Source organism: Pseudomonas petrae (assembly GCF_021728295.1).
Taxonomy (GTDB): Bacteria; Pseudomonadota; Gammaproteobacteria; order Pseudomonadales; family Pseudomonadaceae; genus Aquipseudomonas; species Aquipseudomonas petrae.
On record NZ_JAKJXE010000002.1, the window covers coordinates 150,975 to 174,117 of the forward strand.

The 23,143-nt window shown below is 60.5% G+C and carries 18 protein-coding genes; 10 read left to right on the forward strand and 8 right to left on the reverse strand.

Annotated features, from left to right (window positions below; translation table 11 throughout):
- Positions 1-140: 140 nt before the first annotated feature.
- Genes L4G42_RS04250 through mexE form a run of 3 tightly spaced genes read right to left on the reverse strand, consistent with a single transcriptional unit; the run spans position 141 to position 5,983 of the window.
- Positions 141-1,538, reverse strand: coding sequence for an efflux transporter outer membrane subunit (locus L4G42_RS04250; protein WP_237252674.1), 1,398 nt, complete (start codon positions 1,536-1,538; stop codon positions 141-143).
- Positions 1,538-4,729: an efflux RND transporter permease subunit gene (locus tag L4G42_RS04255; protein ID WP_237252675.1), complete on the reverse strand. Its 3,192-nt coding sequence runs from the start codon at positions 4,727-4,729 to the stop codon at positions 1,538-1,540. Before L4G42_RS04255 ends, L4G42_RS04250 begins: the two co-directional genes overlap by 1 nt.
- Positions 4,730-4,741: 12 nt before the next feature.
- The gene (mexE, locus tag L4G42_RS04260; protein WP_237252677.1) at positions 4,742-5,983 is read right to left on the reverse strand and encodes a multidrug efflux RND transporter periplasmic adaptor subunit MexE; all 1,242 of its coding nucleotides are present in this window, start codon (positions 5,981-5,983) and stop codon (positions 4,742-4,744) included.
- 291 nt (positions 5,984-6,274) lie between these two features.
- On the opposite strand from mexE, the gene L4G42_RS04265 reads away from it, so the two are divergent.
- The 3 genes from L4G42_RS04265 (at position 6,275) to L4G42_RS04275 (ending at position 8,506) form a co-directional block, all read left to right on the forward strand.
- On the forward strand, positions 6,275-6,592 hold the full coding sequence (locus tag L4G42_RS04265; protein ID WP_237252679.1) for a helix-turn-helix domain-containing protein: 318 nt from the start codon (positions 6,275-6,277) through the stop codon (positions 6,590-6,592).
- On the forward strand, positions 6,585-7,844 hold the full coding sequence (locus tag L4G42_RS04270; protein ID WP_237252681.1) for a type II toxin-antitoxin system HipA family toxin: 1,260 nt from the start codon (positions 6,585-6,587) through the stop codon (positions 7,842-7,844). The genes L4G42_RS04265 and L4G42_RS04270 overlap by 8 nt, the downstream gene beginning before the upstream one ends.
- Before the next feature lie 215 nt (positions 7,845-8,059).
- Positions 8,060-8,506: an NUDIX hydrolase gene (locus L4G42_RS04275; protein ID WP_237252682.1), complete on the forward strand. Its 447-nt coding sequence runs from the start codon at positions 8,060-8,062 to the stop codon at positions 8,504-8,506.
- Between the two features lie 96 nt (positions 8,507-8,602).
- Here the strand turns inward: L4G42_RS04275 and L4G42_RS04280 are convergent, their stop codons facing one another.
- The gene (locus L4G42_RS04280; RefSeq protein ID WP_237252684.1) at positions 8,603-9,772 is read right to left on the reverse strand and encodes a mandelate racemase/muconate lactonizing enzyme family protein; all 1,170 of its coding nucleotides are present in this window, start codon (positions 9,770-9,772) and stop codon (positions 8,603-8,605) included.
- Between the two features lie 100 nt (positions 9,773-9,872).
- Here L4G42_RS04280 and L4G42_RS04285 point away from each other — a divergent pair, with 100 nt between their 5' ends.
- Together L4G42_RS04285 and L4G42_RS04290 are read left to right on the forward strand one after the other, a co-directional pair.
- Positions 9,873-10,781, forward strand: coding sequence for a LysR family transcriptional regulator (locus L4G42_RS04285; RefSeq protein ID WP_237252685.1), 909 nt, complete (start codon positions 9,873-9,875; stop codon positions 10,779-10,781).
- A 216-nt stretch (positions 10,782-10,997) separates the two neighbouring features.
- Entirely contained in the window at positions 10,998-11,618 is a 621-nt protein-coding gene (locus tag L4G42_RS04290) for a DUF7716 domain-containing protein (protein ID WP_237252687.1), read from the forward strand.
- 225 nt (positions 11,619-11,843) lie between these two features.
- On the opposite strand, the gene L4G42_RS04295 is transcribed toward L4G42_RS04290, so the two are convergent.
- Positions 11,844-12,350, reverse strand: coding sequence for a DUF4303 domain-containing protein (locus L4G42_RS04295; RefSeq protein ID WP_237252688.1), 507 nt, complete (start codon positions 12,348-12,350; stop codon positions 11,844-11,846).
- A gap of 41 nt (positions 12,351-12,391) precedes the next feature.
- On the reverse strand, positions 12,392-12,721 hold the full coding sequence (locus L4G42_RS04300) for a DUF7716 domain-containing protein (protein WP_237252690.1): 330 nt from the start codon (positions 12,719-12,721) through the stop codon (positions 12,392-12,394).
- A gap of 346 nt (positions 12,722-13,067) precedes the next feature.
- On the opposite strand from L4G42_RS04300, the gene L4G42_RS04305 reads away from it, so the two are divergent.
- On the forward strand, positions 13,068-13,739 hold the full coding sequence (locus tag L4G42_RS04305; RefSeq protein ID WP_237259547.1) for a DUF4303 domain-containing protein: 672 nt from the start codon (positions 13,068-13,070) through the stop codon (positions 13,737-13,739).
- Here L4G42_RS04305 and L4G42_RS04310 read toward each other — a convergent pair.
- Positions 13,711-14,088, reverse strand: a complete 378-nt coding sequence (locus L4G42_RS04310) for a hypothetical protein (RefSeq protein ID WP_237252693.1) — start codon at positions 14,086-14,088, stop codon at positions 13,711-13,713. The two genes, L4G42_RS04305 and L4G42_RS04310, sit on opposite strands and share 29 nt — an antisense overlap.
- A gap of 40 nt (positions 14,089-14,128) precedes the next feature.
- A complete protein-coding gene (locus L4G42_RS04315; protein ID WP_192173641.1) occupies positions 14,129-15,043 on the reverse strand; it encodes a LysR family transcriptional regulator in 915 nt (304 codons plus the stop codon).
- Between the two features lie 461 nt (positions 15,044-15,504).
- Between L4G42_RS04315 and L4G42_RS04320 the strand changes: the two genes are divergently transcribed.
- The 4 genes from L4G42_RS04320 to L4G42_RS04335 all read left to right on the forward strand — a co-directional run bounded on the left by L4G42_RS04320 (position 15,505) and on the right by L4G42_RS04335 (position 22,985).
- Positions 15,505-16,527, forward strand: coding sequence for a zinc-dependent alcohol dehydrogenase family protein (locus L4G42_RS04320; RefSeq protein ID WP_237252695.1), 1,023 nt, complete (start codon positions 15,505-15,507; stop codon positions 16,525-16,527).
- A gap of 525 nt (positions 16,528-17,052) precedes the next feature.
- On the forward strand, positions 17,053-18,555 hold the full coding sequence (locus tag L4G42_RS04325) for a hypothetical protein (protein ID WP_237252697.1): 1,503 nt from the start codon (positions 17,053-17,055) through the stop codon (positions 18,553-18,555).
- 102 nt (positions 18,556-18,657) lie between these two features.
- Complete coding sequence (locus L4G42_RS04330) at positions 18,658-20,055, forward strand: aminotransferase-like domain-containing protein (protein WP_237259546.1); 1,398 nt, start codon at positions 18,658-18,660, stop codon at positions 20,053-20,055.
- 656 nt (positions 20,056-20,711) lie between these two features.
- Complete coding sequence (locus tag L4G42_RS04335) at positions 20,712-22,985, forward strand: ATP-dependent DNA helicase (RefSeq protein ID WP_419789338.1); 2,274 nt, start codon at positions 20,712-20,714, stop codon at positions 22,983-22,985.
- Positions 22,986-23,143: the final 158 nt, after the last annotated feature.

The window sequence follows — 23,143 nt, forward strand, 5'->3', positions numbered from 1 at the left end:
TCGCTCGGTGGTTGTTCACAGTCCAGAAAAAAGCCCCGAACCTTGTGGGTCCGGGGCCTTTGAGAGCGGCAGATCGTGGCGGCAGATCAGGGCTGCAAATCTGCCGCCGGTCAAGCGATCCTGCCGTTCATCCCATGACGTCAGGCGTTCGGCTGCCAGCCACCGCCAAGGGCTTTGTAGATGGCGACGATGCCGCGATACAGATCGATTTCGGCCAGGGCCTGGCTGTCTTCGGCGGCCAGACGCTCACGTTCGGCGTCCAGCAGCACGAGGAAGTCAGCCGTGCCTTCGCGGTACTGGATGTTCGCCAGATTCGCCGCCGAACGGCTGGATTCACTCTGCCGCACCAGCGACACCAGACGCTGCTGACGCTTGTCGTAGTCGCTGAAGGCGTTTTCGGTTTCTTCCAGGGCCAACAGCACTTGCTGCTCGTAATTGGCCAGTGCGCCTTCGGCATCGGCGTTGGCGCCGCGAATACGCGCCCTCACACTGCCCAGGTCAAACGCAGCCCAAGTGATGCTCGGGCCGAGGCCCCACGCTTGAGCCGCGCCGGAACCGATCTGCGAACCACGGCTGGCGGTGAAGCCGAGAAAGCCGCTGAGGCTGACCCTTGGGAACAGGTCGGCGGTCTGTACGCCGATCCGCGCGGTCTGCGCCGCCAGTTGCCGCTCGGCACTGCGCACGTCCGGGCGGTTTTCCAGCAGTTTGGTCGGATCACCGATCGGCAGGGCCTTGGAGATCGCCGGCAGTTTGGCCGGGGCGAGGGTCACGGTCATGGCGTCCGGGCGCTCGCCAAGCAGGGTGGCGATGCGGTTGCGTTCACGTACCTGTTCGGCCTGAAGCTGCGGAATGGTGGCTTCCACCGCCGCCAGACGCGCGTCGGAACGCACCACGTCGAGTTCGTTGCCCACGCCTTCGTCACGCAACTGGGCCGTTACCTTGCGGGATTCCTGCTGGTTTTTCAGGTTGTCCCGGGCAATGTTCTCGCGCAGTTGGGCGCCACGCAGCTGGCCGTAGGCGTCGACCAGCTCGGCGATCATCGTCACCTGCAGCTGGTAGAGGTTTGCTTCGGCAGCCTGCTGGTCGGCGTCGCTGGCTTCCAGCTCGCGCTGGATGCGGCCGAACAGGTCGAGTTCCCAGGCCATGTCCAGGCCCAGGTCGTAACGTTCCTGATTGACCCGGTGCTCGGTTTCACCCGGCACTTGAGCGCGGCCGATCTGGCTGCTGGCGCGGCTGGTGACCACCGGCATGGCGTCGTTGCTGATGTCGTCACGAATCGCACGGGACGCCTTCAGTCGGGCGAAGGCGACGCGCAACTCGCGGTTGCCCTGCAGCGATTCGGCGACCAGTTTGTTCAGGGTCGGGTCGTCGAACTGCTGCCACCAGATGGTCTCGATGTGGCTTCGGTCATAGGCGCGCTGTGTGGCGGCCTGGATGTTGGCCGCGGCGGTTTCCGGCTTTTTATAGTCCGGGCCGACGGCGCAGGCCGCCAGCGCCAGCACCAACAGGCTCGGCAGGAAGAGTTTTGCAGCCTTCATCAATGAGCCTCCGAAGCGTTGGTCTGAATGCGTTGAGCCTTGGCCGCCTTGCGGGCCTCTTTGCGTCCAACGTAGTTTCGAATCAGTACATAGAAGACCGGCGTCAACAGCAGACCGAAGAAGGTCACACCGAGCATCCCGGAGAACACCGCCACGCCCATGGCATGACGCATTTCGGCACCGGCGCCGCTGGACAGAACCAGCGGAACCACGCCCATGATGAACGCGAAGGAAGTCATCAGGATCGGCCGCAGACGCAGGCGGCAGGCTTCAAGCACAGCCTCCAGCGGGGTCTTGCCCTTGTCTTGCTCATCCTTGGCGAACTCGACGATCAGAATCGCGTTCTTGCACGCCAGGCCCACCAGTACGATCAGGCCGATCTGGGTGAAGATGTTGTTGTCGCTCCCGGCAATGATCACACCGGCAATGGCCGACAGCAGGGTCATCGGTACGATCAGGATCACCGCCAGCGGCAGGCTCCAGCTTTCATACAGCGCTGCCAGAACCAGGAACGCCAGCAGTACGCAGAGCGGGAAGACCAGCAACGCGGTGTTGCCCGACAGGATCTGTTGGTAGGTCAGGTCGGTCCACTCGTAGGTCATGCCGTTGGGCAGTTCTTCCTTGAGCAGTTTTTCCATCGCCACCTGCGCCTGACCCGAGCTGTAACCCGGACCCGCCGCGCCGTTGATCTCGGCGGTGATGAAGCCGTTGTAGTGCATGACGCGGTCCGGGCCCGAGGTGTTGGTGACGTTGAGCAGCGTCGCCAATGGGATCATCTCGCCTCGGTTGTTGCGCACTTTCAACTGACCGATCTGTTCAGCGTCCTGACGGAACTGCTGCTCAGCCTGCACGTTGACCTGATAGGTCCGGCCGAAACGGTTGAAGTCGTTGGCGTACAGCGAGCCCAGGTAGACCTGCAGGGTGTCGAAAATGTCGCTGATCGGCACACCGAGGGTCTTGGCTTTTTCGCGGTCGATGGCGGCATCGACCTGGGGCACGTTCACCGTGTAGCTGGTGAACAGCGCGGCCAGTTCCGGCACGCTGCGGCTCTTGCCGATGATGTTCATCGTCTCTTTGTACAGCTCGTCGTAACCGAGGTTGCCACGGTCTTCGATCTGCAGACGGAAACCGCCGATCGTGCCCAGCCCCTGTACCGGCGGCGGCGGGAAGATCGCCATGTAGGCTTCCTGAATGCCCGCATACTTGCCGTTGAGGGCGCCGGCGATGGCACCGGCTGACTCGCTGGCCGCCGTCCGTTCTTCGAACGGCTTGAGCGTGACGAAAACGATGCCGGAGTTCGGGCTGTTGGTGAAACCGTTGATCGACAGGCCCGGGAACGCCACGGCGCTTGCAACACCCGGTTGCTTCAGCGCGATGTCGGACATGCGCTTGATCACGTCTTCGGTGCGGTCCAGGCTCGCGGCGTCCGGCAATTGCGCGAAGGCCACCAGGTACTGTTTATCCTGGGCTGGCACGAAGCCGGTCGGCGTGGTGGAGAAACCCAGCCAGGTCATGACGATCAGGCCGGCGTACACCACCAGTGCCACACCGCTGACGCGAATCACGCGGCCAACTGTGCTCACATAGCCGTTACTGGCCTTGACGAAGAACCGGTTGAACGGCCGGAACAGCCAGGCGCCAAACAGTTTGTCGAGGAAGCGCGAGAAGCCATCTTTCGGCGCATCGTGAGCGCGCAGCAACACGGCAGCCAGCGCAGGCGACAGGGTCAGGGAGTTGAAGGCCGAGATCACCGTCGAGATGGCGATGGTCAGCGCGAACTGTTTATAGAACTGCCCGGTGAGACCGGAGATGAACGCCGCCGGAATGAACACCGCACACAGCACCAGTGCCGTGGCGATGATCGGGCCGGTCACTTCACGCATGGCGATCTGGGTGGCCTCCATCGGCGGATGGCCGAGCTCGATGTTTCGCTCGACGTTCTCCACCACCACGATGGCATCGTCCACCACGATACCGATTGCCAGTACCAGTCCGAACAGCGACAGCGCGTTGAGCGAGAAGCCGAACAGGTGCATGACCGCGAAAGTACCGATCAACGACACCGGCACGGCGACCAGCGGGATGATCGAGGCACGCCAGGTCTGCAGGAACAGGATCACCACGAGTACGACGAGGATCAGCGCTTCGAACAGGGTGTGAATCACTGCCTCGATGGAGCCGCGCACGAAGATCGTCGGGTCATAGACGATGCTGTAGTCCATGCCTTCCGGGAAGTTCTTCTTCAGCAGTTCCATCTCGCCGCGCACTTCGTTGGAAATGTCGATGGCGTTGGAGCCTGGGCGCTGGAAGATCGGGATCGCCACCGCCGGCTGGTTGTTCAGCAACGAACGCAACGCGTACTGGCTGGAGCCCAGTTCGACGCGAGCGATGTCTTTGACCCGGGTGATTTCGCCGTTGTCGCCGGCGCGAACGATGATGTTCTCGAACTCTTCTTCAGAGACCAGACGGCCCTGGGTGTTGATCGACATCTGGAAGCTGGTGGCGCTCGGGGAGGGCGGTGCGCCCAGTTGACCGGCGGCCACCTGACGGTTCTGCTCGCGAATGGCGTTGACCACGTCGGTTGCAGTGATGTTGCGCGAAGCGGTTTTGTTCGGATCGAGCCAGACACGCAGCGAGTAGTTGCCCATGCCGAACAGCTGCACGTCGCCGACACCGTTCAGGCGCGCCAGCTCATCCTTGATGTTCAGAACTGCGTAGTTGGACAGGTACAGCATGTCGTAGCGCTGATCCGGCGAGGTCAAGTGGACCACCATCGTCAGGTCAGGCGAGGCCTTGTCCACGGTAATACCGATGCGCGTCACTTCTTCGGGCAGCTTCGGCTCGGTCCGGGTGACCCGGTTCTGGACCTGCACTTGCGCGGTGTCGAGGTTGGTCCCCAGCGCAAACGTGATGGTCAGGGTCAGCTTGCCGTCGGCGGTAGCCTGGGAGGACATGTAGAGCATGTTCTCGACGCCGGTGATCGCCTGTTCCAGTGGCGCGGCGACGGTTTCGCCGATCACTTTCGGGTTGGCCCCGGGGAAGTTGGCACGCACGACAACGGTCGGCGGCACGACTTCCGGGTATTCACTGATCGGCAGCTGGAACAGCGAGATCGCGCCGGCGATCAGGATCAGCAGCGAGAGCACCGCCGCGAAGATCGGTCGCGTGATAAAGAACTTGGAGAAATTCATCGAGTGTGTCCCTTAACCGCGTGGCGTGGCGGAAGCAGCAACCTTGGCGTCCAGCTTGGACTGCGCCTTGGGTGGGTTGCTGGCTTCGAGCGCCTGGCGTTGTTGTTGCAGTGCGGTGAGTGTTTCGGCGCTGGCCATCGGCGTGTCTTGCGGGTCAATCGGTGAACCCGGACGTACGCGCTGCAGACCGGTGACGACGATGCGGTCGTCTTTGCTCAGGCCGCTGCGCACGATGCGCAAACCCTCAAGCTTCGGCCCCAGATCGACGCTGCGGTAGATCGCCTTGTTGTCCTTGTCGACCACCAGCACGAATTTCTTGCCCAGGTCGGTGCCGACCGCTTCGTCCTTGATCAGCATGGCCGAGTAGGTGCCGCTGCCGACCAGCTTCAGGCGTGCGTACAGGCCGGGGGTGTATTCGCCCTTGCTGTTGTCGAACACGGCGCGGCCACGGATGGTGCCGGTGCGCGGATTGACCTGGTTGTCGACAAAGTTCATCTGACCCACGTGCGGGTTTTCCGCTTCGTTGGACAGACCCATGTACACCGGCGTGGTCGCGCCGCGTTTACCGTCGCGGGCCAGTTGGTTGTACTTGAGGAATACGCGCTCGTCGGCGTCGAAGTAGGCATAGACCTTGTCGGTCGACACCAGGCTGGTGAGGATGGTCTGGTCGGCGGTGACGATGTTGCCGGCGGTGATTTCCGCGCGGCTGACGCGGCCGGTGATCGGCGCAGTGACGCGGGTGAAGCTCAGGTTCAGGCGCGCCAGATCAAGCTGTGCCTGGATAGCGGCAACGGCAGCTTTGGATTCCTGGGCGGTGGTGGTGCGCGAATCGGCGAGTTCGGCGGAGATCGCGTTGTTGGTGCGCAGACGTTCGCCGCGTTGGGCTTCATTGGTGCTGCGCTGGGCAGCGGCCTTGGACTGCTGCAGTTGCGCTTCCAGACGATGCACTTCCGCTTCGAACGGGCGGGGGTCGATCTGGAACAGCAGGTCGCCTTTTTTCACCAGCTCGCCGTCAGTGAAAGCAACCGAATCGATCTGCCCGGAAACACGCGGGCGCACTTGAACGGTTTCCGGCGATTCGAGGCGGGCGGTGACTTCGTCCCACTCGTTGACCGGTTGCTCGATCACCTTGGCCACGTTGACTTTCGCCGCCGCCGGCGCAACCGTCGCTTCAGGCGTCCGGCCGCACGCGCTGATGACCACAAGGGTCAACGCGGCGAGGGGATAGCGCAAAGGAGTTAAAGACTGAAGCATGGGAGAATCCGCCGATGTTATTGAGATGGGCGGATAATGTTCTCGGGGGTGTTATTGCACGAATCGAATGACGCGAAGGTAACTATCAGTCGTAATGATGTTCGGCGTAATAAAAGGTCTGCAATCGGTCTGCCGCACTGTCCTGAAGGGCTTTAAGATAAATCCATTATGTTGGGTCCTATAAGCGTTAATCGCGGATAATCCCCGCTAAAATGGATTTATAAGTGTTGAGCCTAACCTTGGGCTGGCCCATACTTGCGCGCATCAATGGCAGACAGACTACGCCCCCTCATGTTGGATTTAAGCTTCAGCAAGCCCGATGAAATCGTCCGTCGACTCTGCGCCCGACTGCGCGCGGAGCGCCTCGCGCTGGAGATGACCCAGGCTGACGTGGCCAGTCGCGCGGGGGTGGGCGTCAATACCGTTTCCAATCTCGAAGCCGGGCGCAACGTCAGCTTCGAAAATCTGGTCCGGGTGGCCATGGTCCTCGGGCGAACCAAGGAGCTGGAAGGGCTGTTCATGCCACGGCTCGACAGTCTGGATGACATCCGCCGCTACGAAGACGCTGCCAACCGTCAGCGTATAAAGAGGAAGTCGGGCGATGCTTGAGCAGGTCGAGGTGTATTACAACGGCTGGGACGAGCGCTGGCTGTGGGGCACGTTAGCATCGACCACCGCCATCAGCGGGCGCCCGCAGATTGTCTTCGAGTACAGCGACGAGGCGCGGTCCAGAGGTCTGGAACTGTCTGGTTATACGCTGCCGCTGAAGGGCCCGAGCCTGCGCCGTGGCTTCGCCGCTCACCAACTGGGTCTGCCGGGGCCGGTCTATGACGCGTTGCCGGATGGCTGGGGCATGCTGCTGATGGACCGGTTGTTCAGGCGTCGCCACCTTAATGCGGCGCGCATCGGACCGCTGGAGCGGCTGGCCTACATAGGCAACACGGCCATGGGCGCGATGTCTTTCGAGCCTGTCGCGCCCGAGGGATTGGAGCCGCAAGGCCATGTCCCCATCGAGTTGCTGGCCGCCGAGATTCAGGAGGTGGTCCAGGGCGACGGCGGGGAATTTCTGCACACGCTGATGCGGGTTGGCGGCTCGCCCCAGGGCGCTCGACCCAAGGCGCTGGTCTACCGGGATCCCGAAACAGGCGCCTTCACCACTGCGGCGACGGCGGGTTATGAGGCTTGGCTGATCAAGTTTCCGGCCAAAGGCGAACACCCCGAGGTCTGCGCCATCGAGATGGTCTATGCCCAGTGCCTGCGTTTGTGTGGCATCAAGACGCCCGACACCCAGCATTTCGTGCTGCCCAATGGCCTGGCGGCGTTCGCCAGCCGACGCTTCGACCGGATCCAGGGCAAACGCGTGCCGATGCAGAGCCTCGCCGCGTTCACCGGCGCGGACTACACCTCGCCGGGGTCGCTTGACTACGTCAATTTCCTGCGCGCAACCCACCTTTGCACCAACGACGTCCGCGAGAAAGCCATCGCCTTCGAGCGTGCCGTGTTCAACGTTGCGTTCAACAACCGCGACGATCATCCGAAGAATTTTGCCTACCTCATGTCGGCGTCCGGCACCTGGACGCTGGCGCCGGCCTACGACGTGACCTTCTGCGAGGGGCCGGGCGGTTATCACCAGATGGACGTGCTGGGAGAGGCGCTGGCGATTGATCGAAAGGCGATGCTCCGGCTTGCTGAGGAGGCCGAAGTGTCGGCGGAAAAAGCAGGCGAGGTGATTGACCGGATTTGTGATGTGGCGAGTCGGTTCGCAGCGATCGCCGAACAGACCAGTCCGGGTCTGATCACCCCGGCAACCCTTGCGATGCTTCGGGCACGGATGGAAGAAAACGTCGCGCTATTGCGCTGATAAATGCTCCACTCGACATCAGCTTTCCGGCGTGACGTCTGGCGCTTTCCCGGCTGAAGCCGGTCCTACTAAATACACGCGGCGATCCAGTGGGACCGGCTTCAGCCGGGAAGAGGCCGGTTTGAACGCCACATGATTAGCGGTGTGACGCCTTACGCCTTCCGGGCTAAACCCGGTCCTGCATCCGAGTTCAGCATTCACACACTGGAAACACCATGTCGCCACCTCGTATTCGCAACATCGCCATCTGCGTCTTCCATCACCAAGGCAAGATTCTCGTCAACGCGTTTCCCGATCCGGTGAAGCAGCAAACATTGTTCCGTCCTCTGGGTGGCGGCATCGAATTCGGTGAGAGGAGTGCCGACGCCATCGTCCGGGAAATCCGCGAAGAGCTGAACCTTCCGATCCGTAACGTCCGGCTACTCGGCACCCTGGAAAGCCTGTTCACCTACCTCGGTAACCCCGGCCATGAAGCGGTTCAAGTGTACGACGCCGAATTCATCGACCCTGAAGTCTATGAACAAAACGGCCTGGAAGGGCAAGAGAGTAACGGTGAAAGATTCACCGCCGTGTGGCTCGACAGCACCAGGTTGAGCCACGACGGCGTGCTGGTCCCGGAGGGATTGCATGAGTTGCTGCGGTCACTGTCGCTGCTGTCATAACTCCTTTTAGAGCAAGCATGACCCGGTCTCATCCCGCCCGGTGCGCCGAGGTCTCGCGAGTGCATCCCAACTGCCGACTACCGACACCATCGCCAATCAGCCTTCACCCAACTCGCGCATCACGGCGTACAAGGCGGACTTCGCTTCAAAGCCAACGCCAGGAATATCCGGCAGCCCGACATAGCTGTTTTCCACCTTGATCCCGTCGGCGAAACCGCCGAAGGGCTGGAACACGTCCGGGTACGACTCGTTGCCGCCCAAGTGCAGGCCCGCGGCGATGTTCAAGGACATCTGGTGACCACCGTGTGGCACCACGCGGCGTGACGACCAGCCCATGTCTTCCATTACTTTCAGGGTGCGCATGTATTCCACCAGTCCGTAGGACAACGCGCAGTCGAACTGCACAAAGTCGCGATCAGGGCGCATGCCGCCGTGGCGCAGCAGGTTACGCGCGTCCTGATGGGAGAACAGGTTTTCACCGGTCGCCATGGGCAATTCGTAGTGATTGGTGAGCTCGGCCTGGAGTGCGTAATCCAGCGGGTCACCGACTTCTTCGTACCAGAAGAGGTTGTACGGCTTGATGGCCTCGGCGTAAGCAATGCCGGTTTCCAGATCGAAACGGCCGTTGGCGTCAACCGCCAGCCGGCGCCCGTCACCCACCACCTCCAGCACCGCTTCGATTCGGCGGATGTCTTCGTCCAGTGGCACCGCGCCAATCTTCATTTTGACGACGTCATAACCGCGATCCAGATAGCTCTGCATCTCTGCCTTGAGCTTGGTCTGGTCCTTGCCGGGGTAGTAATAGCCGCCCGCTGCATAGACCCAGACTTTGTCATCGGCCACGCCGTTACGGTAACGGTCAGCCAGCAGGCGATAGAGCGGTTTGCCTTCGATCTTGGCGACCGCGTCCCAGACCGCCATGTCAATGGTGCCCACGGCGACCGAACGCTCACCGTGGCCGCCTGGCTTTTCGTTGGTCATCAGGGCTTTCCAGATGGCGAACGGGTCCAGATTATTGTTTTCGTGATCGACAAGGGTGTCGGGGTCCGCTTCGGTGATGCGCGCCAGAAAGCGATCACGCATCAGCGCGCCCTGGCCATAGCGACCGTTGGAATTGAATCCGTAGCCGATGACGGGTTTACCGTCGCGAATCACATCGGTGATCACCGCAACGACCGAGCAGGTCATCTTGGAAAAATCGATGTAGGCGTTGGCGATGGGCGAGGCGATGGAGACGGTTTTCTCACGGATGTCGACGATGCGCATGGCGGGTTCCTCTTGCTGTTCGTGGCGCCACGTTAGGCTTTGCGACGCCACCCGCCCAATGCTATTAATGCCGCACCCTATGCACAGGAGGCATGGCCCCGTGGAACTCGTCTGGCTCGAAGATCTTTCAGCGCTGGCGGAGTACGGCAGCTTTGTCCGTGCCGCCGAAGCACGGCACGTTACCCAGCCGGCGTTTAGCCGCAGGGTTCGCTCGCTGGAAAACTGGATGGGGGTGGAGCTGTTTGTGCGCACACCCCAGGGCGCGACGCTGACAGAAGCCGGTCGGCAGATTTTGCCCAGTGCTCAGGAGGCCGCCCGGCACCTGTACCGGATGCGCAACGAGGCCCAGGAAGTGGCCGGGATGGCAGCGCGGTCACTTAAATTCGCGGCCACCCATTCGCTGTCGTTCACCTTCTTTCCCAAGTGGCTGCGAAGCTCGGAAAACGGCGCGCTCATCGAGGCCGTGCAGCTGCACTCCGACAGCATGGCCGTGTGCGAGCAGATGCTGATCCATGGCCAGGTGCAGTTTCTGCTCTGCCACCGCCACCCCGACGTGCCGCCACTGCTGGCGCCGGATCAGTTCATCAGCAAGAAGGTGGGCGAGGACGTGCTGGTGCCGCTGGCGAGCACGTCAACCCGCTTCGGTACCGCGCCCGGGGCCTTGCCGTATCTGGCTTACACCCATGAATCCGGGCTGGGGCGTATCGTCGCGCACCGACTGCGGGGCAAGGAAGATTACCTTCACCTCAAGCCCCTATTCAGCAGCCACCTTGCAGCGGTGCTCATGTCCATGGCCCTGGAAAGCAAAGGGGTGGCGTGGTTGCCGAAAAGCCTCACCGAGCAGGAAGTGCTGGAAGGGCGATTGGTGAGAGCGCTGGATGAAAGCTGGGATATTCCGCTGGAAATTCACCTGACCCGGCCAAAGGCGCAACTGAGTCAGGCGGGAGAGGCGTTTTGGGGCGAGGCGGGCGGTGACGCCGGGCTGCCTGTGGGCGGACGGGCTGGCTGATGAGATCTGCTTTCGAAACTCCCAATAAGCGTCCGAAAATGTTAGCCAGAACGGGGCGGTACGCGAAAATGATAATTTGATGGGTTGAAAGTATCCTTCCATTTGGAGACGCAATACCAATCATAGAATGGGCAGATGCCGGCCTCTCCAGTTTCAAGCCACGAGCCGGGTTGATCTGTTTGGGCACTACAGTGACATGCAAGGAGAGTTGGCAGGATGTTCAAGCTTAATTCGTTCCGCGAGACAGTAGAGGCTATTGCTGCATGCTCTGATGATCGAGCCCTATGGCAGCGATACGCCTGGGTCTACGTTCAAGGGGACTCAGCGTTGCTGGAGAGCCGGTTTTACCTGGTGTCGAATATTGATGAAGATGATGAGCGTCGTGTGTTGGACTTTGGCGACAGATTCGAGCTTTCGTCATGCCTGGAAGCGGCTAGTTTTGCGGACGTGTTGTGTGTACAGAAGCGACAGCAGCCGCACTCTAGCCTGGAGGACTACGCTATCGCCCTTGAGCATTACTCTGAACAAGATGCCTTCCTGGAGGTGCCCGGCGGTGATGACCCAAAGGCAGCAGAACCCGGTTTGGCGCGCGAGTTATACGCCGAGTACGACCTGTTTCTTGCTGAATGCTCGCCTGACCAGTTGGGTGTCGCGGCGCGGGAGGTCAGCGCTGTCCTTGAGATCAACATTGCCAGTGCGTTGCAGGCTTGTCGGGCGTTGCCCTTGTGCCTGGGAGAGCGCATGAACGGCGATCGGTGCTTGCAGATCGAAGCGCGCTTCTCCGCACTTTCGGTTCCGTTGCGGCGAGTGACCCACCGCTCATTTCCCTGGCAGTAAGCCGGCTTCAGGGCTATGGACGAATGAACGCGTAATCGTCATCAATTAGCTGTTGCAGGTAGTAATCGAAGCTCGGCGCAATCACTTCATAGCTATCCGGCTCATGCACAAAGCGCATGATCTGACCCACCTTGCCCCCTGGCGCTGGATTGAAGTCGATATACAACCTCGAAGTGCCCCCGTTTGTTGATGAATATCCAGCTATTCGCGTTTCCAGCTGGAGGCTTACTCCATCCATGTCCTGAACTCGTCGGCCTGGTCTGGAGTGTTGAGAGCGGTTACCCAGGCAATCTCGTCTTCCCCGCATTCAAAGTCAGAAACCGAAAATACATAAATGGCAGTGTCGAACGTCGTCGTCAGCTTTTTCAGGGCGATTACGCATTGCTCAAATATATGCCTGCGATGCGCCAAGAAATTGATTTCGGTGGTCGCGTCAGCCATGTTCCAGAGCATTTTCGACAGATCGTTAAAAAATTCCCCACCGTAGGCTTCGTGGCTCCATTCGGCAGGAGACCACTTGAAGTATTGCCCCTCATCCGGATATTCAGCTTCGACACGGGTTAGATGGTCTTGAGTGTTGAAAGAGGGTGCGAGTGTTCGTGCATCGGCGTCGGAATACAGCGCGAATCCACAGACCTGAGTGTTCGGAAAGTCCGCTCGAAACTGTTCAATGGCGCCCATGGACGCGTTGAGGACATCTCGTTGAAACTGCTCGATATTCAAAGTGGACATGAGTTTCTCGTCGCGGGGTTATGGCTAACGATCATTGGGCATCAGCGGGGGTCTGAGTGAAATTCCACGAACGCATCGTTTCGGTAAAAATACTCAAAGGCTTTTAGGTAGCACTCCAGCGATGCGTGAGGCAATTGCTGGTCGGCGTTGAAGATCACATCCTCAATCATGGCCTTATCCAGTGTCGACACCCAACCCTCACCGATCACCTGCGGGGGCAGGTAGTCGGTGGAGTCGGGAGCGAAATCCCGACTGTTCAGTGAGAACGCACCGTGGGTATCCAGTGTCCATTCAGTCGCTGGCAGGTAGAACCAGTTGTCAGGCATGTGTGCGATATTCTGCAGCACTTCCCGAATGCTGTAAGTTTTCACAGGGTCTCACGTCGGGCTGTTCCATCACGCGTATCAAACCACCCATCAGGCTAGGCAACAATCAAAGCCTATGGGGGAAAGCCAGTAATGCGATTAACACAAGGGTGGCCGGCGCTGCCTAATGGGTTGCTGCCGCCTGCTCCAGCAAGTATCGAGAACATTCTGCTCTGCGACCACCAGTGCCATTTGCCCGTAGTCAGGGTCGCGTTCGTAGTCACCAATTGGGCGAAAGAGTCGGTTTATCCCGAGACACCGAGTTTCTCGAACAGTGGCGGGGCGACTGGTAGTAGCGGGTCGCTTTGCTGTTCACAAGACCCAGCCCAACGCCCGTTGCAGGAGCACACCCATGAGCGACATCGAAATACTGTCTTTGTCTCCCGACGGTCGCTATCAAGTCCAGGCGATCCCGTGGGAAGCAGGCAACACGCATTGGCTGTTACCGCCGCAGATCATCGATACCCAAAACGGGAGCGTGGTGTTTGGCTTCGAGGATCGTCTGTGGTCGGCAGACCGCAGCACTTGGCTAAGCCCGACCCGGGTTGAACTCAAATTGCGCAAATACCCGGGCCACCGGGGGCGTCTGGGACTCACGGTGATCATCGAATGCGCGCGGCGCACCGCCGAATATGGCGATGGCACACACATCGAATTGACCCTTCTGGAAAGCACCCTTGAAGGCATGCTCGACCTGCTAGGCCGAACTCATTTATCAGCAAGGACCCAAACGATGAATCAGAAAGCCCTGGAACAGGCGCTGTTCGACGCCGCCAGACATACATTGCAAAAACGCCTCGATGAAGGTGTCAGCCCGCTGTACGCCGCAGCGTTTCATGCCAGCTATCGGGAAGAGGAGGCGGTTCTGTCGCTGCCCGGCTTTGCCGCAAACAGCCTGCAAGCGCTCAGCGAAGACTATCCCGATGAGGACGATGAAAGCTTCAGCTCGGTGAAGTGGAACCCGGCGGATTGGCGCTGGGATGGGAGATTAACGTTCATTGCCTCGGCAGCGAGTAGTGCTTGATGCGGCAAGGGTAACTATTACCGTCGCCTTTACAGGTGCCATCCAGGTATCGGTAATCAACGCGCACTACTTGTCCTTTTTTAGGCCAGCTTCGGCGTGGAAGCACAGCCTGATAGTCCGAAGTTTCCGGCGTAAACATGAAAGTCGTCCCTTGCTCCGGGCAGATAACAGTGGCCGTCTTGGCGCTCACTTTCAGGATCTCGGCCTGCAACTGTGGAAATGGTTTTGTCACGACATCAGTAATACGCAACTCCATCCTGCAGATTTGCCACGATGATGCCAGGACGGGTTGGCAGAACAGTGAAAGCATCACAGTAAGCAGCGCGTAGTAGGGGGCCTGATGTTTCATTGTTGGCGTTGTTCTTCAATAAATGTGCAAGGGCCATCCATTACAAGCTATCGGGATCCCCAAAAAACATCTGAATCCGCGACCGCAACCATCTTTCCCCCGGGTCGTTGTCCTGCGAGCCGCGCCAGGCCATGTGCAGCTCAAACGTACGCGATTCGATCGGCAACTCTTCCGAACGCACACCCCCGGCAGCCGTCAGCACGGCGGCAGCGTAATCCGGCACGGTCGCAACGATGTCGGTCCCGGCAATCAGCGTGGCCAGCCCGTTGAACTGCGGCACTGCCAGCACGACGTGGCGTTTGCGACCGATTTTTTCCAGATGCTCGTCGATAAAGCCGCCCAGGTCGCCGGCGAAGGACACCAGTGCGTGGGGGCGGGCGCAGAAGTCGTCCAGGGTGATCGGCCCCGGCATGGTGTCGGCGCGCAGCAGTTTGGGTTTGCTGCGGCGCAGCACTTTGCGCTTGGCGTTGGCGGGGAGATCGTCGGTGTAGCTGACGCCGATGGAGATTTCGCCGGAAGACAACAGCGCCGGCATGAGGATGTAGTTGGTGCGACGCACCACCAGCACGATCCCCGGCGACTCCGAGCGCAGGCGCTTCAGCAGTGAGGGCAGCAGGGCGAACTCGACTTCATCGGACAGGCCGATGCGGAACACCGCCGTGCTGGTGGCCGGATCGAAGTCGGCGGCGCGGCTGACGGCGGTGGAAATGGAGTCCAGGGCAGGGGACAGCAGGCCAAAGATCTCGATGGCCCGCGCGGTGGGCTCCATGCTGCGGCCGGTGCGCACGAACAGCGGATCGTCAAACAGCCCGCGCAGTCGCGACAGCGCCGCACTGATCGCCGGCTGACCGAGGAACAGCTTCTCGGCAGCGCGGGTGACGCTGCGTTCATGCATCAGTGTTTCGAAAACGATGAGCAGATTGAGGTCGACGCGACGCAGGTCGTTGCGATTCATGACGGGGGTCTCGGGGACATTGGTCGATACATTGGCGGCCCAGACGCGCGCCACGTGTTCAGCTCAGGCAGGGATATTACGGGTAAATACCGATTGTCTGCATTGTTGAATTTTCCTGCGTCGCTGTAAATGCGCTTCCCGTCACGCTCGCCGATGGCTGCCGATGAAACCTTGGCGCGTGAAAACACACCAATCCCTACGTACTGGCCCTTTGTGGCCCAATTCGTCGCAGCCGGCCTGGAGCACGGGATTCATCGATATTTGACCTCTGGGTTGCAATGTCGCGGTGAGCACCCAACAATGTGCGCCCTGCAGGCCCGGGACGGCCGCTGCAGATTCGGCGGCCGCCTGCACCATCAGAATCGATGGCAGGCATGTCGACTATTAATAGCCACTGATAGTGTTACCGGCGGCGCCCGGATAGAGTTCATGGCATCAAGGTTCATAAGGCGAGGTTCGAAATGTCCCGCACGATCCGTTTTCATCAGTTCGGTCCGGCCGAGGTGCTCAAAGTAGAAGAGCTGCCGGTCGCGTTGCCTGCACCCGGTGAGGTGCAAGTGCGCGTCCAGGCGATCGGCGTCACCTGGTACGACGTGCTGTGGCGGCAAAATCTGGCTTCATCTCAGGCTCGCCTGCCGGCGGGTCTGGGTTCCGAGATGGCGGGCGTCATTACTGCCATCGGCGATGGCGTCACCGACCTGAAGGTGGGTGACAAGGTCGCCAGCTTCCCTTCGGCAGACCCTAACGTGCACCCGGTTTACGGCGAGCTGATTCTGCTGCCTCGTACCTCAGTGACCCTCTACCCGGACGTGCTGACGCCCAACCAGGCGGCCGTTCACTACACGCCGATGCTGGTGGCGTACTTTGCTTTCGTTGAACTGGCGCGGGCAAAACCCGGGCAAACGGCGCTGGTCACCGATGCCGGCCATTGCGCGGGCCCTGCGTTCCTGCAACTGGGCAAGGCGCTCGGCATCAAGGTGATCGCGGCGACCAAGACCGACGCGTGCCGCGAATACCTGCTGAAAATGGGTGCGGACAAGGTGATCGTGACCGAAGAAGAGGATTTGCTTCTGACGATTAACCGCTACACCGACAACCGCGGCGTAGACATCGTCCTCGACGGTTTGGGTGGCCCGCAGATGTCGATTCTGGGTGATGTGCTGGCGCCACGTGGCAGTCTGATTCTCTATGGCCTGCAAGGCGGCAACCAGACGCCGTTCCCGGCGTGTGCAGCGTTTCAGAAGAACATCCAGTTCTTCGTGCACTGTGTGGGCAACTTCACCGGCAAGCCGGAGCTGGGCATCAAGCAGGACGAAGAGGCGATCAAGCGTGCATTGCGCGACATCAACCAGATGACGGCTGATGGCATGCTGGTTCCGCAGATCACCAAAGTGTTTCCCTTCGATCAATTGGTCGAAGCCCACCGTTTGATGGACGGTTGCCCAGTGGGCGGTCGCGTGGTGGTTGAGGTCGATCCATCCTGAGTGCAGACCATCGCGCTCATTGAATGCTCGACGCTTGACCTGGCGTCGGGATTGAGGTGTCGGAGACCGGTTTGAACGTATCCGCCCTGTCAGTCACTGGTCATGTGGTATCACTCAAGCCTTCCTGAATGTTATGGAAGGCTTTTTTGTTTATTGGGTGTTTAAGTTATTGATCACCCCGCGAAGTGTGTGACGTTGATAAAACTTTTAACGCAGTTGAAACGCTGCATTGTCGTTCTAATAAACACTGATTTAAACAACCCTGTTTAATTCCGATCCTGGTTTGTCGAAAAGAGAACCTGCGCGTGTCGGTGATGACTGGCTTGTAATTGTTCCGCATGGGTCGATAATAGTTTCAATAATTAAATGCTCAAGGAACGAGTCGATGCTTGTTGACCTGCCGCCCTCTGCTTTGCCTGATAATCGATCCGCCGCGCCCATCACTGTTGGGCCAGCCTCATGCGTGGGTATCAAGCTTCTTATAGCGAATAGTGTCGCCAGGCTGATCAGTCGGGTATTGAAACCATGAGTTCAATGCACGAACAAGCCATGAATTACGTCTATCAGCAAGTGCTGCAGCGCCTCTCGGGTTATTTGAATCGCAACGAACGAACCGCGTTGCAGTTGTTGATCCAGCGGTTGATCGTCGCCGCAGGCGGGATTGACAGGATCGGCGGCTATAAAGTGCTGGTGGCGTTCAGCGGCGGCAAGGACAGCGCCTATACCGTGGCCATGTTGCGTGCTGCTCAACTGACCATCGCCGCACGGGGGCCGGCAACGTTCAGGCTGCGGGTGGCCAATATGCGCCATGCGGGCATTACCTCGGCGGTCATGGGCAACATCGACCGCTGTTATTCCGCGCTGTTTCTGCACGACGACCCGAGGGTCGAGCTGCTGGTAATCGATCATCAGTACGTGCAGATTTTCGAGCCCGATTTGCCCTTCTCGACAGCGGGTCGTGAGCAGAACCGCTCCGACCTGCTGCTGGGCGGGCACCTGACGGCTGGCGATGCGCGGACCACTTTCTGCAACAGCTGTTATCTGGGCATGGCGGATTTCGTGGTCCGCGCCGCCAGCTGGGGTGACGGCGTCAATGCGGTGATCAGCGGCGACTCGCTCAAGGAGCAGAAGCAATACGCGACCTGGATCATGCGTTTGGCGCGCCATGGCGGGCGGCAAATCGAGCCCTGGCACACCTTGGGTTTCAGCGGTGCGTTGAGCGTCATCGACAGTGTCGGTCGCGCTTATTACGAGGAACTGTACGGCGAGTCAGCCGAAGCGTCGGGCTATAGCCGGCCACCGGTCTACCCGAACCGAACCATCGCCCCGACCTTGCTGACCGCCGCAGACCTGATCGGCTTCCGCACGGAGGAACACTGGGGGCTGCTCACTGACTTTCTGGGCTTCCGGTTTGATGACCTGGCGTTCAGCTTCAGCGAGTCCGACTGCGCCAACCCGCTGCTGATGGCCCACCTGCGCGGGCTCAAGGCCGAATTCATTGAAGGGCGGGCATACAGCGAAGGCATCGCCGAGTACCTGGAGCTGGCGGCGGCCATGATGCGCCGTAAACGCATGCCTGCCCGATTGATCGCCCAGGCGCTGGCAGCCTACGACAGCCCGGAAAAAATCGCCGATCGCCGTCAGCTTGCCGAAGGCTACGGTCAGGAGGCTTTTGGCCTGGGTGAAACCCAATGGGTCTGCCTGCTGTTCTCACCCTTTGTAGACGCCGGCGCGCGGCTCGAGGATTTCCTGCGTCGCTATCACCCCGGCATGCTGGTGGGGCTCAGCGATCTGCACAAGACGCTCGCCGGTCAGCTGGCCCCGGACCTGGTGCCGCACTGGCTGGTGGACGTCAGCGGCCTGAGCCTGAAGGGGCTGCAATCGCTTTACGCCAAGCGCCACGTGGACTTCAACGACGACCGTTCGATCATCGCCCGAATACGCGCCAGCGATCCCGACAAACGCCGGGTGGCGACGGTCGATCCGCACACCGGCGCCCAGACCACGGAACTGATTTCAGGGCGCTGATGGCTGGCCTGTGAACTGACGCGACGTGATGCGCTGAGCCTCGGGCCGTCAACGGGGCTCTTTCTCAATGACCCTGCGCCTGACGCATGGATGGGGTGTTCGATGAATAACAACAAGACCGACTTTGCCTTTCAGATGGTTTACCGCTACCTGCTAAGGCTGACCAACGAACTGTCCGCCGGGCCGGCTGTGCGCTTGCCCTCGTTGCGGCTGTTGGCACGACGGCTGCGGGTGTCGATTTCCACGGTGCAAAACGCCTACAGCCTTCTCGAAAAAGAAGGGCGAATCTGCTCTGTGCCCAAATCCGGCTATTTCGCGCTGCCCAACCCCTGCAACGACATCCCGTTGGAAGGCGATGACGTGTTCACGCGGTTTCATGCCAGCGCCCGGCGCCCGGACATGTTTGTCTTTGGCGCCGATGAGCCGACGCTGCTGATGTCGCTTCACGGCGCGTTGCTGAGCGTTGAGCGCGACCTGGTGCGTCACTATCCCTGCCAGCCCGACCCGCGTTTTCAACCCTTCGGCGATGTCGAATTGCGCACGGCATTGGCCGGCCACTACACCTCGTCCACCGAGCATTGCTGGCACCCGGACAACGTGTTCATCGGGCCGGACAAGACCGGCGTCCTGAAGACCGTGATCGAAGCGCTGCAACTGCGCGACGGCGCCGTGCTGGTGGAGTCGCCGTGCGGCTGGAGCATCCTGCGCACGCTGCAGACGTACGGGATTCGGGTGATTGAAATCTGCACCGATGCGCAAGGGGGGATCGACGTCGATGAACTGGGCGCAGTAATCCAGCGGGAAGACGTGAAGATGGCGATCGTGTCGTCGCAGATGGACGCGGTTCGCGGACAGATGATGCCTTGCGCCCAGCGTGCGCGGATGGCGGAGGTGCTGAACCTGCAGGGGGTGTGGGTGCTGGAGAACGATACCCATGGCGCCCTGTGTTTCGAGGACGGCCGTTCGCCGTTCCGGGATTTGATCGATCCGCAGCGGCTGTTGGTGTTGGGTGCGTTCGACAAGATGATCGGGCTGGAGGCGCCGTTCGGGTATCTGTTGAGCCGGCATTCGCGGGCGCTGTTGCATCAGCAGTGGGTGTTGCGTTCGTTTCGTTTGCCGCCGGTTCGGCAGAAGGCGATTGCGCGGTTGTATGCGTCGGGGCAGTTCGATCGGCATATGGGGGAGTTGCGTGGTTGTCTTGAGCAGCGGGTCGGTGAGTTGGCGAGCGGGGTGGAGGCTTATCTGGGGGATGAGGTGCAGTTTGTGCGTCCTCGGGGTGGGGCGTCGATCTGGCTGGAGAGTGTGCATCGGGTGGATACGGCGCGGGTGTTCAATCGGTTGCTGGAGCAGCGGATTGTGGTGGCGCCGGGGGAGTTGTTCAGTGTGCGGGGGTTGCATCAGCAGTGTTTGCGGATCAGCGGGACGGTGGATTGGGATCAGAATATTGAGTCGATGCTGGTGATTATTCGTAATGCGCTGGTGCAGGAGCGGATGGGTTAGGTTTCTTTCAGATCTAGATCAAGATCAAGGGCGTCTGCCTGGGGGCAGACTGTTTCGCCTTCGGCGAGTTACTTGGAAAAGCACCCCAAGTAACCAAGGGTGCTTGCTCCTGGTTGGGTTCCTCCTGCGTCGGAATACCCTCACTTCGACGACGCTCCGTGGGCACGCGCCGAACGGACATCCATGTCCTGACGGCGCTCTCGCCGCATCCATGCGGCTCTGCCCACTGCGCGTCGTCTGCGTTCGGCCTGCACCCAAGTCGCGTTTGGCGGTGTCTGGACTTTTTGCGTATGAAGATCAAAAGCTTCCCGGCTGAAGCCGGTCCTACAGGGGTCGCTGTCGGTCTCACTGGCTGTACGCGCTGCTTTTTAGTGGGACCGGCTTTAGCCGGGAAGAGGCCAGCAGGTGCGCTATCAATTTTGATTGTTGAAACCAGCTCCAGACTGTACGCGTCGATCGTTCCCACGCTCTGCGTGGGAATGCATCCCGTGGCGCTCCGCGCCGAAATCTGTCCGCCAATCCATTTCCGTTTGCCTCGACCGCATTGAGCTGTTATCTGTACGTCCGTCCAGTGTTCCGAACGACGGCCAGCCCTTTCAGTGACTTCCATTTCCAGCATTTCCTCCGATACCCGCGCAGCTTCTGTCGAGCCTGCGGTGGTGGCGGCTGTCGATCCGGAATCGGGGTATCGGGTTGCGGTGCGGGAGTTGTGTGAGTTCACAGCGAAGGCGGGGGATCTGGATTTGCGGTTTACGCCCTCGCCGACGGCGCAGGAGGGGATTGCCGGGCATCGGACGGTGGCGGCGCGGCGTGGGCCTCAGTATCAGCCTGAGGTGGCGTTGAGCGGGGTGTTTCATGAGCTGAGGATTCGGGGCAGGGCGGATGGCTACGATGCTGCGCTGAACCAGCTTGAGGAGATCAAGACCTACCGCGGCGATCTGAGCAGTCTGCCCGCCAACCACCGGCAGCTGCACTGGGCCCAGGCGAAGGTGTATGGCTGGCTGCTTTGCCAGCAGTTGCAGCTGGCCGAGGTGAATCTTGCGCTGGTCTATTTCAACATCATCAGCGAGCAGGAAACCCTCATTCAGCAGCGTTTCACCGCGGCCGAACTGCAGGCGTTTTTCGAAACTCAGGCGGGCATCTTTCTGCAGTGGGCGCGGCAGGAACTGGCCCACCGCGATGCCCGCGACCGTGGGCTCAGCGCTTTGAAGTTTCCCCACGCCGGTTTTCGCACCGGGCAGCGGGCGTTGGCCGAGTCGGTGTACAAGGCGGTCAGCACCGGGCGCTGTTTGATGGCCCAGGCGCCCACCGGCATTGGCAAGACCATCGGCACGGTGTTCCCGATGCTCAAGGCCGCACCGACGCGCAAGCTGGACAAGGTGTTTTTCCTGACCGCCAAGACACCGGGACGCAAGCTGGCGCTGGATGCGCTGAGCGTGATCGGGCGAAGTGCTCCGCAGCTGAGCCTGCGCGTGCTGGAAATGGTCGCCCGGGACAAGGCCTGCGAATACCCGGACAAGGCGTGCAACGGCGATTCATGCCCGCTCGCCAAAGGTTTTTATGACCGGCTACCGGCGGCGCGCAGCCAGGCAATGATCAAACCATGGCTCGATCAGGCGGGAATGCGTGAGGTCGCGCTGCATCACCAGGTCTGTCCGTATTACCTGAGCCAGGAGCTGGCGCGCTGGTCGGACGTGGTGATCGCCGACTACAACTACTATTTCGACCTCAGCGGCATGCTGTTCGGGCTCAGTCAGTTCAATCAGTGGCGCGTCGCGGTGCTGGTGGACGAGGCGCATAACATGGTTGAGCGGGCGCGGTCGATGTACAGCGCGACCCTGGATCAGCACAGCATGAATCAGGTTCGGCAGAGCGCGCCGGAGCTGGTAAAAAAAGCCTTGCAGCGGCTCAACCGCGACTGGAATGCGCTGCACCAGGAGCAAGTCGCGCCATATCAGGCCTACGCCGCTACACCCGCCAAATTTCTCAACAGCCTCAATTTGTGCATCACGGCGTTTGGCGATTACTTCAACGAGCACCCCCACGCGGCCAACGGCGAGCTGCAAAGCTTCTATTTCGAGGCGATCCAGTTCGGTCGTATCGCCGAGCTGTTCGACGAGCACTTCCTCTTCGACATCAGCAAGCGCGAGCTCGGCAGCAAGTCGCTGTCCCGGCTGTGCCTGCGCAACGTCGTGCCGGCCGGTTTCGTGCGTCCGCGCCTGACCGCCGCGATCAGCGCGGTGCTGTTTTCCGCGACACTCAATCCACGGCATTTCTACCGTGACCTGCTGGGCCTGCCCGACACCACGGCGTGGGTCGACGTCGAGTCGCCGTTTCAACGCTCGCAGCTGGACGTCGAAATCGTCAGCCGCATTTCCACCCGCTACACCCATCGGCAGGCCTCGCTGGCGCCCATCGTCGAGTTGATGGCGCGGCAGTTCGAGGCGCGGCCGGGCAATTATCTGGCGTTTTTCAGCAGTTTCGATTATCTCCAGCAAGTCGCCGAGTTGATGGAGCGCAGCCATCCGGCCGTGACGGTGTGGAAGCAGTCCCGGGGCATGGCCGAGGCAGAACGGCAGGCCTTTCTCGAGCGCTTTACGCCGGCCAGTCAGGGCATCGGTTTTGCGGTGCTGGGCGGGGCGTTCGGCGAGGGCATCGACCTGCCGGGCGCGCGGTTGATCGGGGCGTTCATCGCCACCTTGGGGCTGGCGCAGGTCAACCCGGTCAACGAGCAACTCAAACAGCGCATGAGCCTGTTATTCGGCGCAGGTTACGACTACACCTATCTCTACCCCGGCATGCAGAAAGTGGTGCAGGCGGCCGGCCGAGTGATTCGAGGTCTGGACGATCGCGGCGTGGTGGTGCTGATCGACGATCGCTTCGCTGAGCGCAAGATTCAACAGCTGTTACCGGCGTGGTGGCAGCTATGATGTGGGTCAGCTAAATGTCTCAAGGTGTTACGGATCGATAGCCGCGCGCCACGGTCCAACTGCCAGTAAACTGCCGCGCTAATTGCATTTCAGGCTTTCAGGCTGTTTCCCGCTTGGTCGGGACCTTTTCTTTTTGTCATTTCCCTGTTTTTCATCCA

What these genes read in the sequence shown, in the direction of transcription:
- L4G42_RS04250 (WP_237252674.1), bottom strand. Translation starts at nt 1,538, where the DNA reads ATGAAGGCTGCAAAACTCTTCCTGCCGAGCCTGTTGGTGCTGGCGCTG.
- L4G42_RS04255 (WP_237252675.1), bottom strand. Translation starts at nt 4,729, where the DNA reads ATGAATTTCTCCAAGTTCTTTATCACGCGACCGATCTTCGCGGCGGTG.
- mexE (WP_237252677.1), bottom strand. Translation starts at nt 5,983, where the DNA reads ATGCTTCAGTCTTTAACTCCTTTGCGCTATCCCCTCGCCGCGTTGACC.
- L4G42_RS04265 (WP_237252679.1), top strand. Translation starts at nt 6,275, where the DNA reads ATGTTGGATTTAAGCTTCAGCAAGCCCGATGAAATCGTCCGTCGACTC.
- L4G42_RS04270 (WP_237252681.1), top strand. Translation starts at nt 6,585, where the DNA reads ATGCTTGAGCAGGTCGAGGTGTATTACAACGGCTGGGACGAGCGCTGG.
- L4G42_RS04275 (WP_237252682.1), top strand. Translation starts at nt 8,060, where the DNA reads ATGTCGCCACCTCGTATTCGCAACATCGCCATCTGCGTCTTCCATCAC.
- L4G42_RS04280 (WP_237252684.1), bottom strand. Translation starts at nt 9,772, where the DNA reads ATGCGCATCGTCGACATCCGTGAGAAAACCGTCTCCATCGCCTCGCCC.
- L4G42_RS04290 (WP_237252687.1), top strand. Translation starts at nt 10,998, where the DNA reads ATGTTCAAGCTTAATTCGTTCCGCGAGACAGTAGAGGCTATTGCTGCA.
- L4G42_RS04295 (WP_237252688.1), bottom strand. Translation starts at nt 12,350, where the DNA reads ATGTCCACTTTGAATATCGAGCAGTTTCAACGAGATGTCCTCAACGCG.
- L4G42_RS04305 (WP_237259547.1), top strand. Translation starts at nt 13,068, where the DNA reads ATGAGCGACATCGAAATACTGTCTTTGTCTCCCGACGGTCGCTATCAA.
- L4G42_RS04310 (WP_237252693.1), bottom strand. Translation starts at nt 14,088, where the DNA reads ATGAAACATCAGGCCCCCTACTACGCGCTGCTTACTGTGATGCTTTCA.
- L4G42_RS04315 (WP_192173641.1), bottom strand. Translation starts at nt 15,043, where the DNA reads ATGAATCGCAACGACCTGCGTCGCGTCGACCTCAATCTGCTCATCGTT.
- L4G42_RS04320 (WP_237252695.1), top strand. Translation starts at nt 15,505, where the DNA reads ATGTCCCGCACGATCCGTTTTCATCAGTTCGGTCCGGCCGAGGTGCTC.
- L4G42_RS04325 (WP_237252697.1), top strand. Translation starts at nt 17,053, where the DNA reads ATGAGTTCAATGCACGAACAAGCCATGAATTACGTCTATCAGCAAGTG.
- L4G42_RS04330 (WP_237259546.1), top strand. Translation starts at nt 18,658, where the DNA reads ATGAATAACAACAAGACCGACTTTGCCTTTCAGATGGTTTACCGCTAC.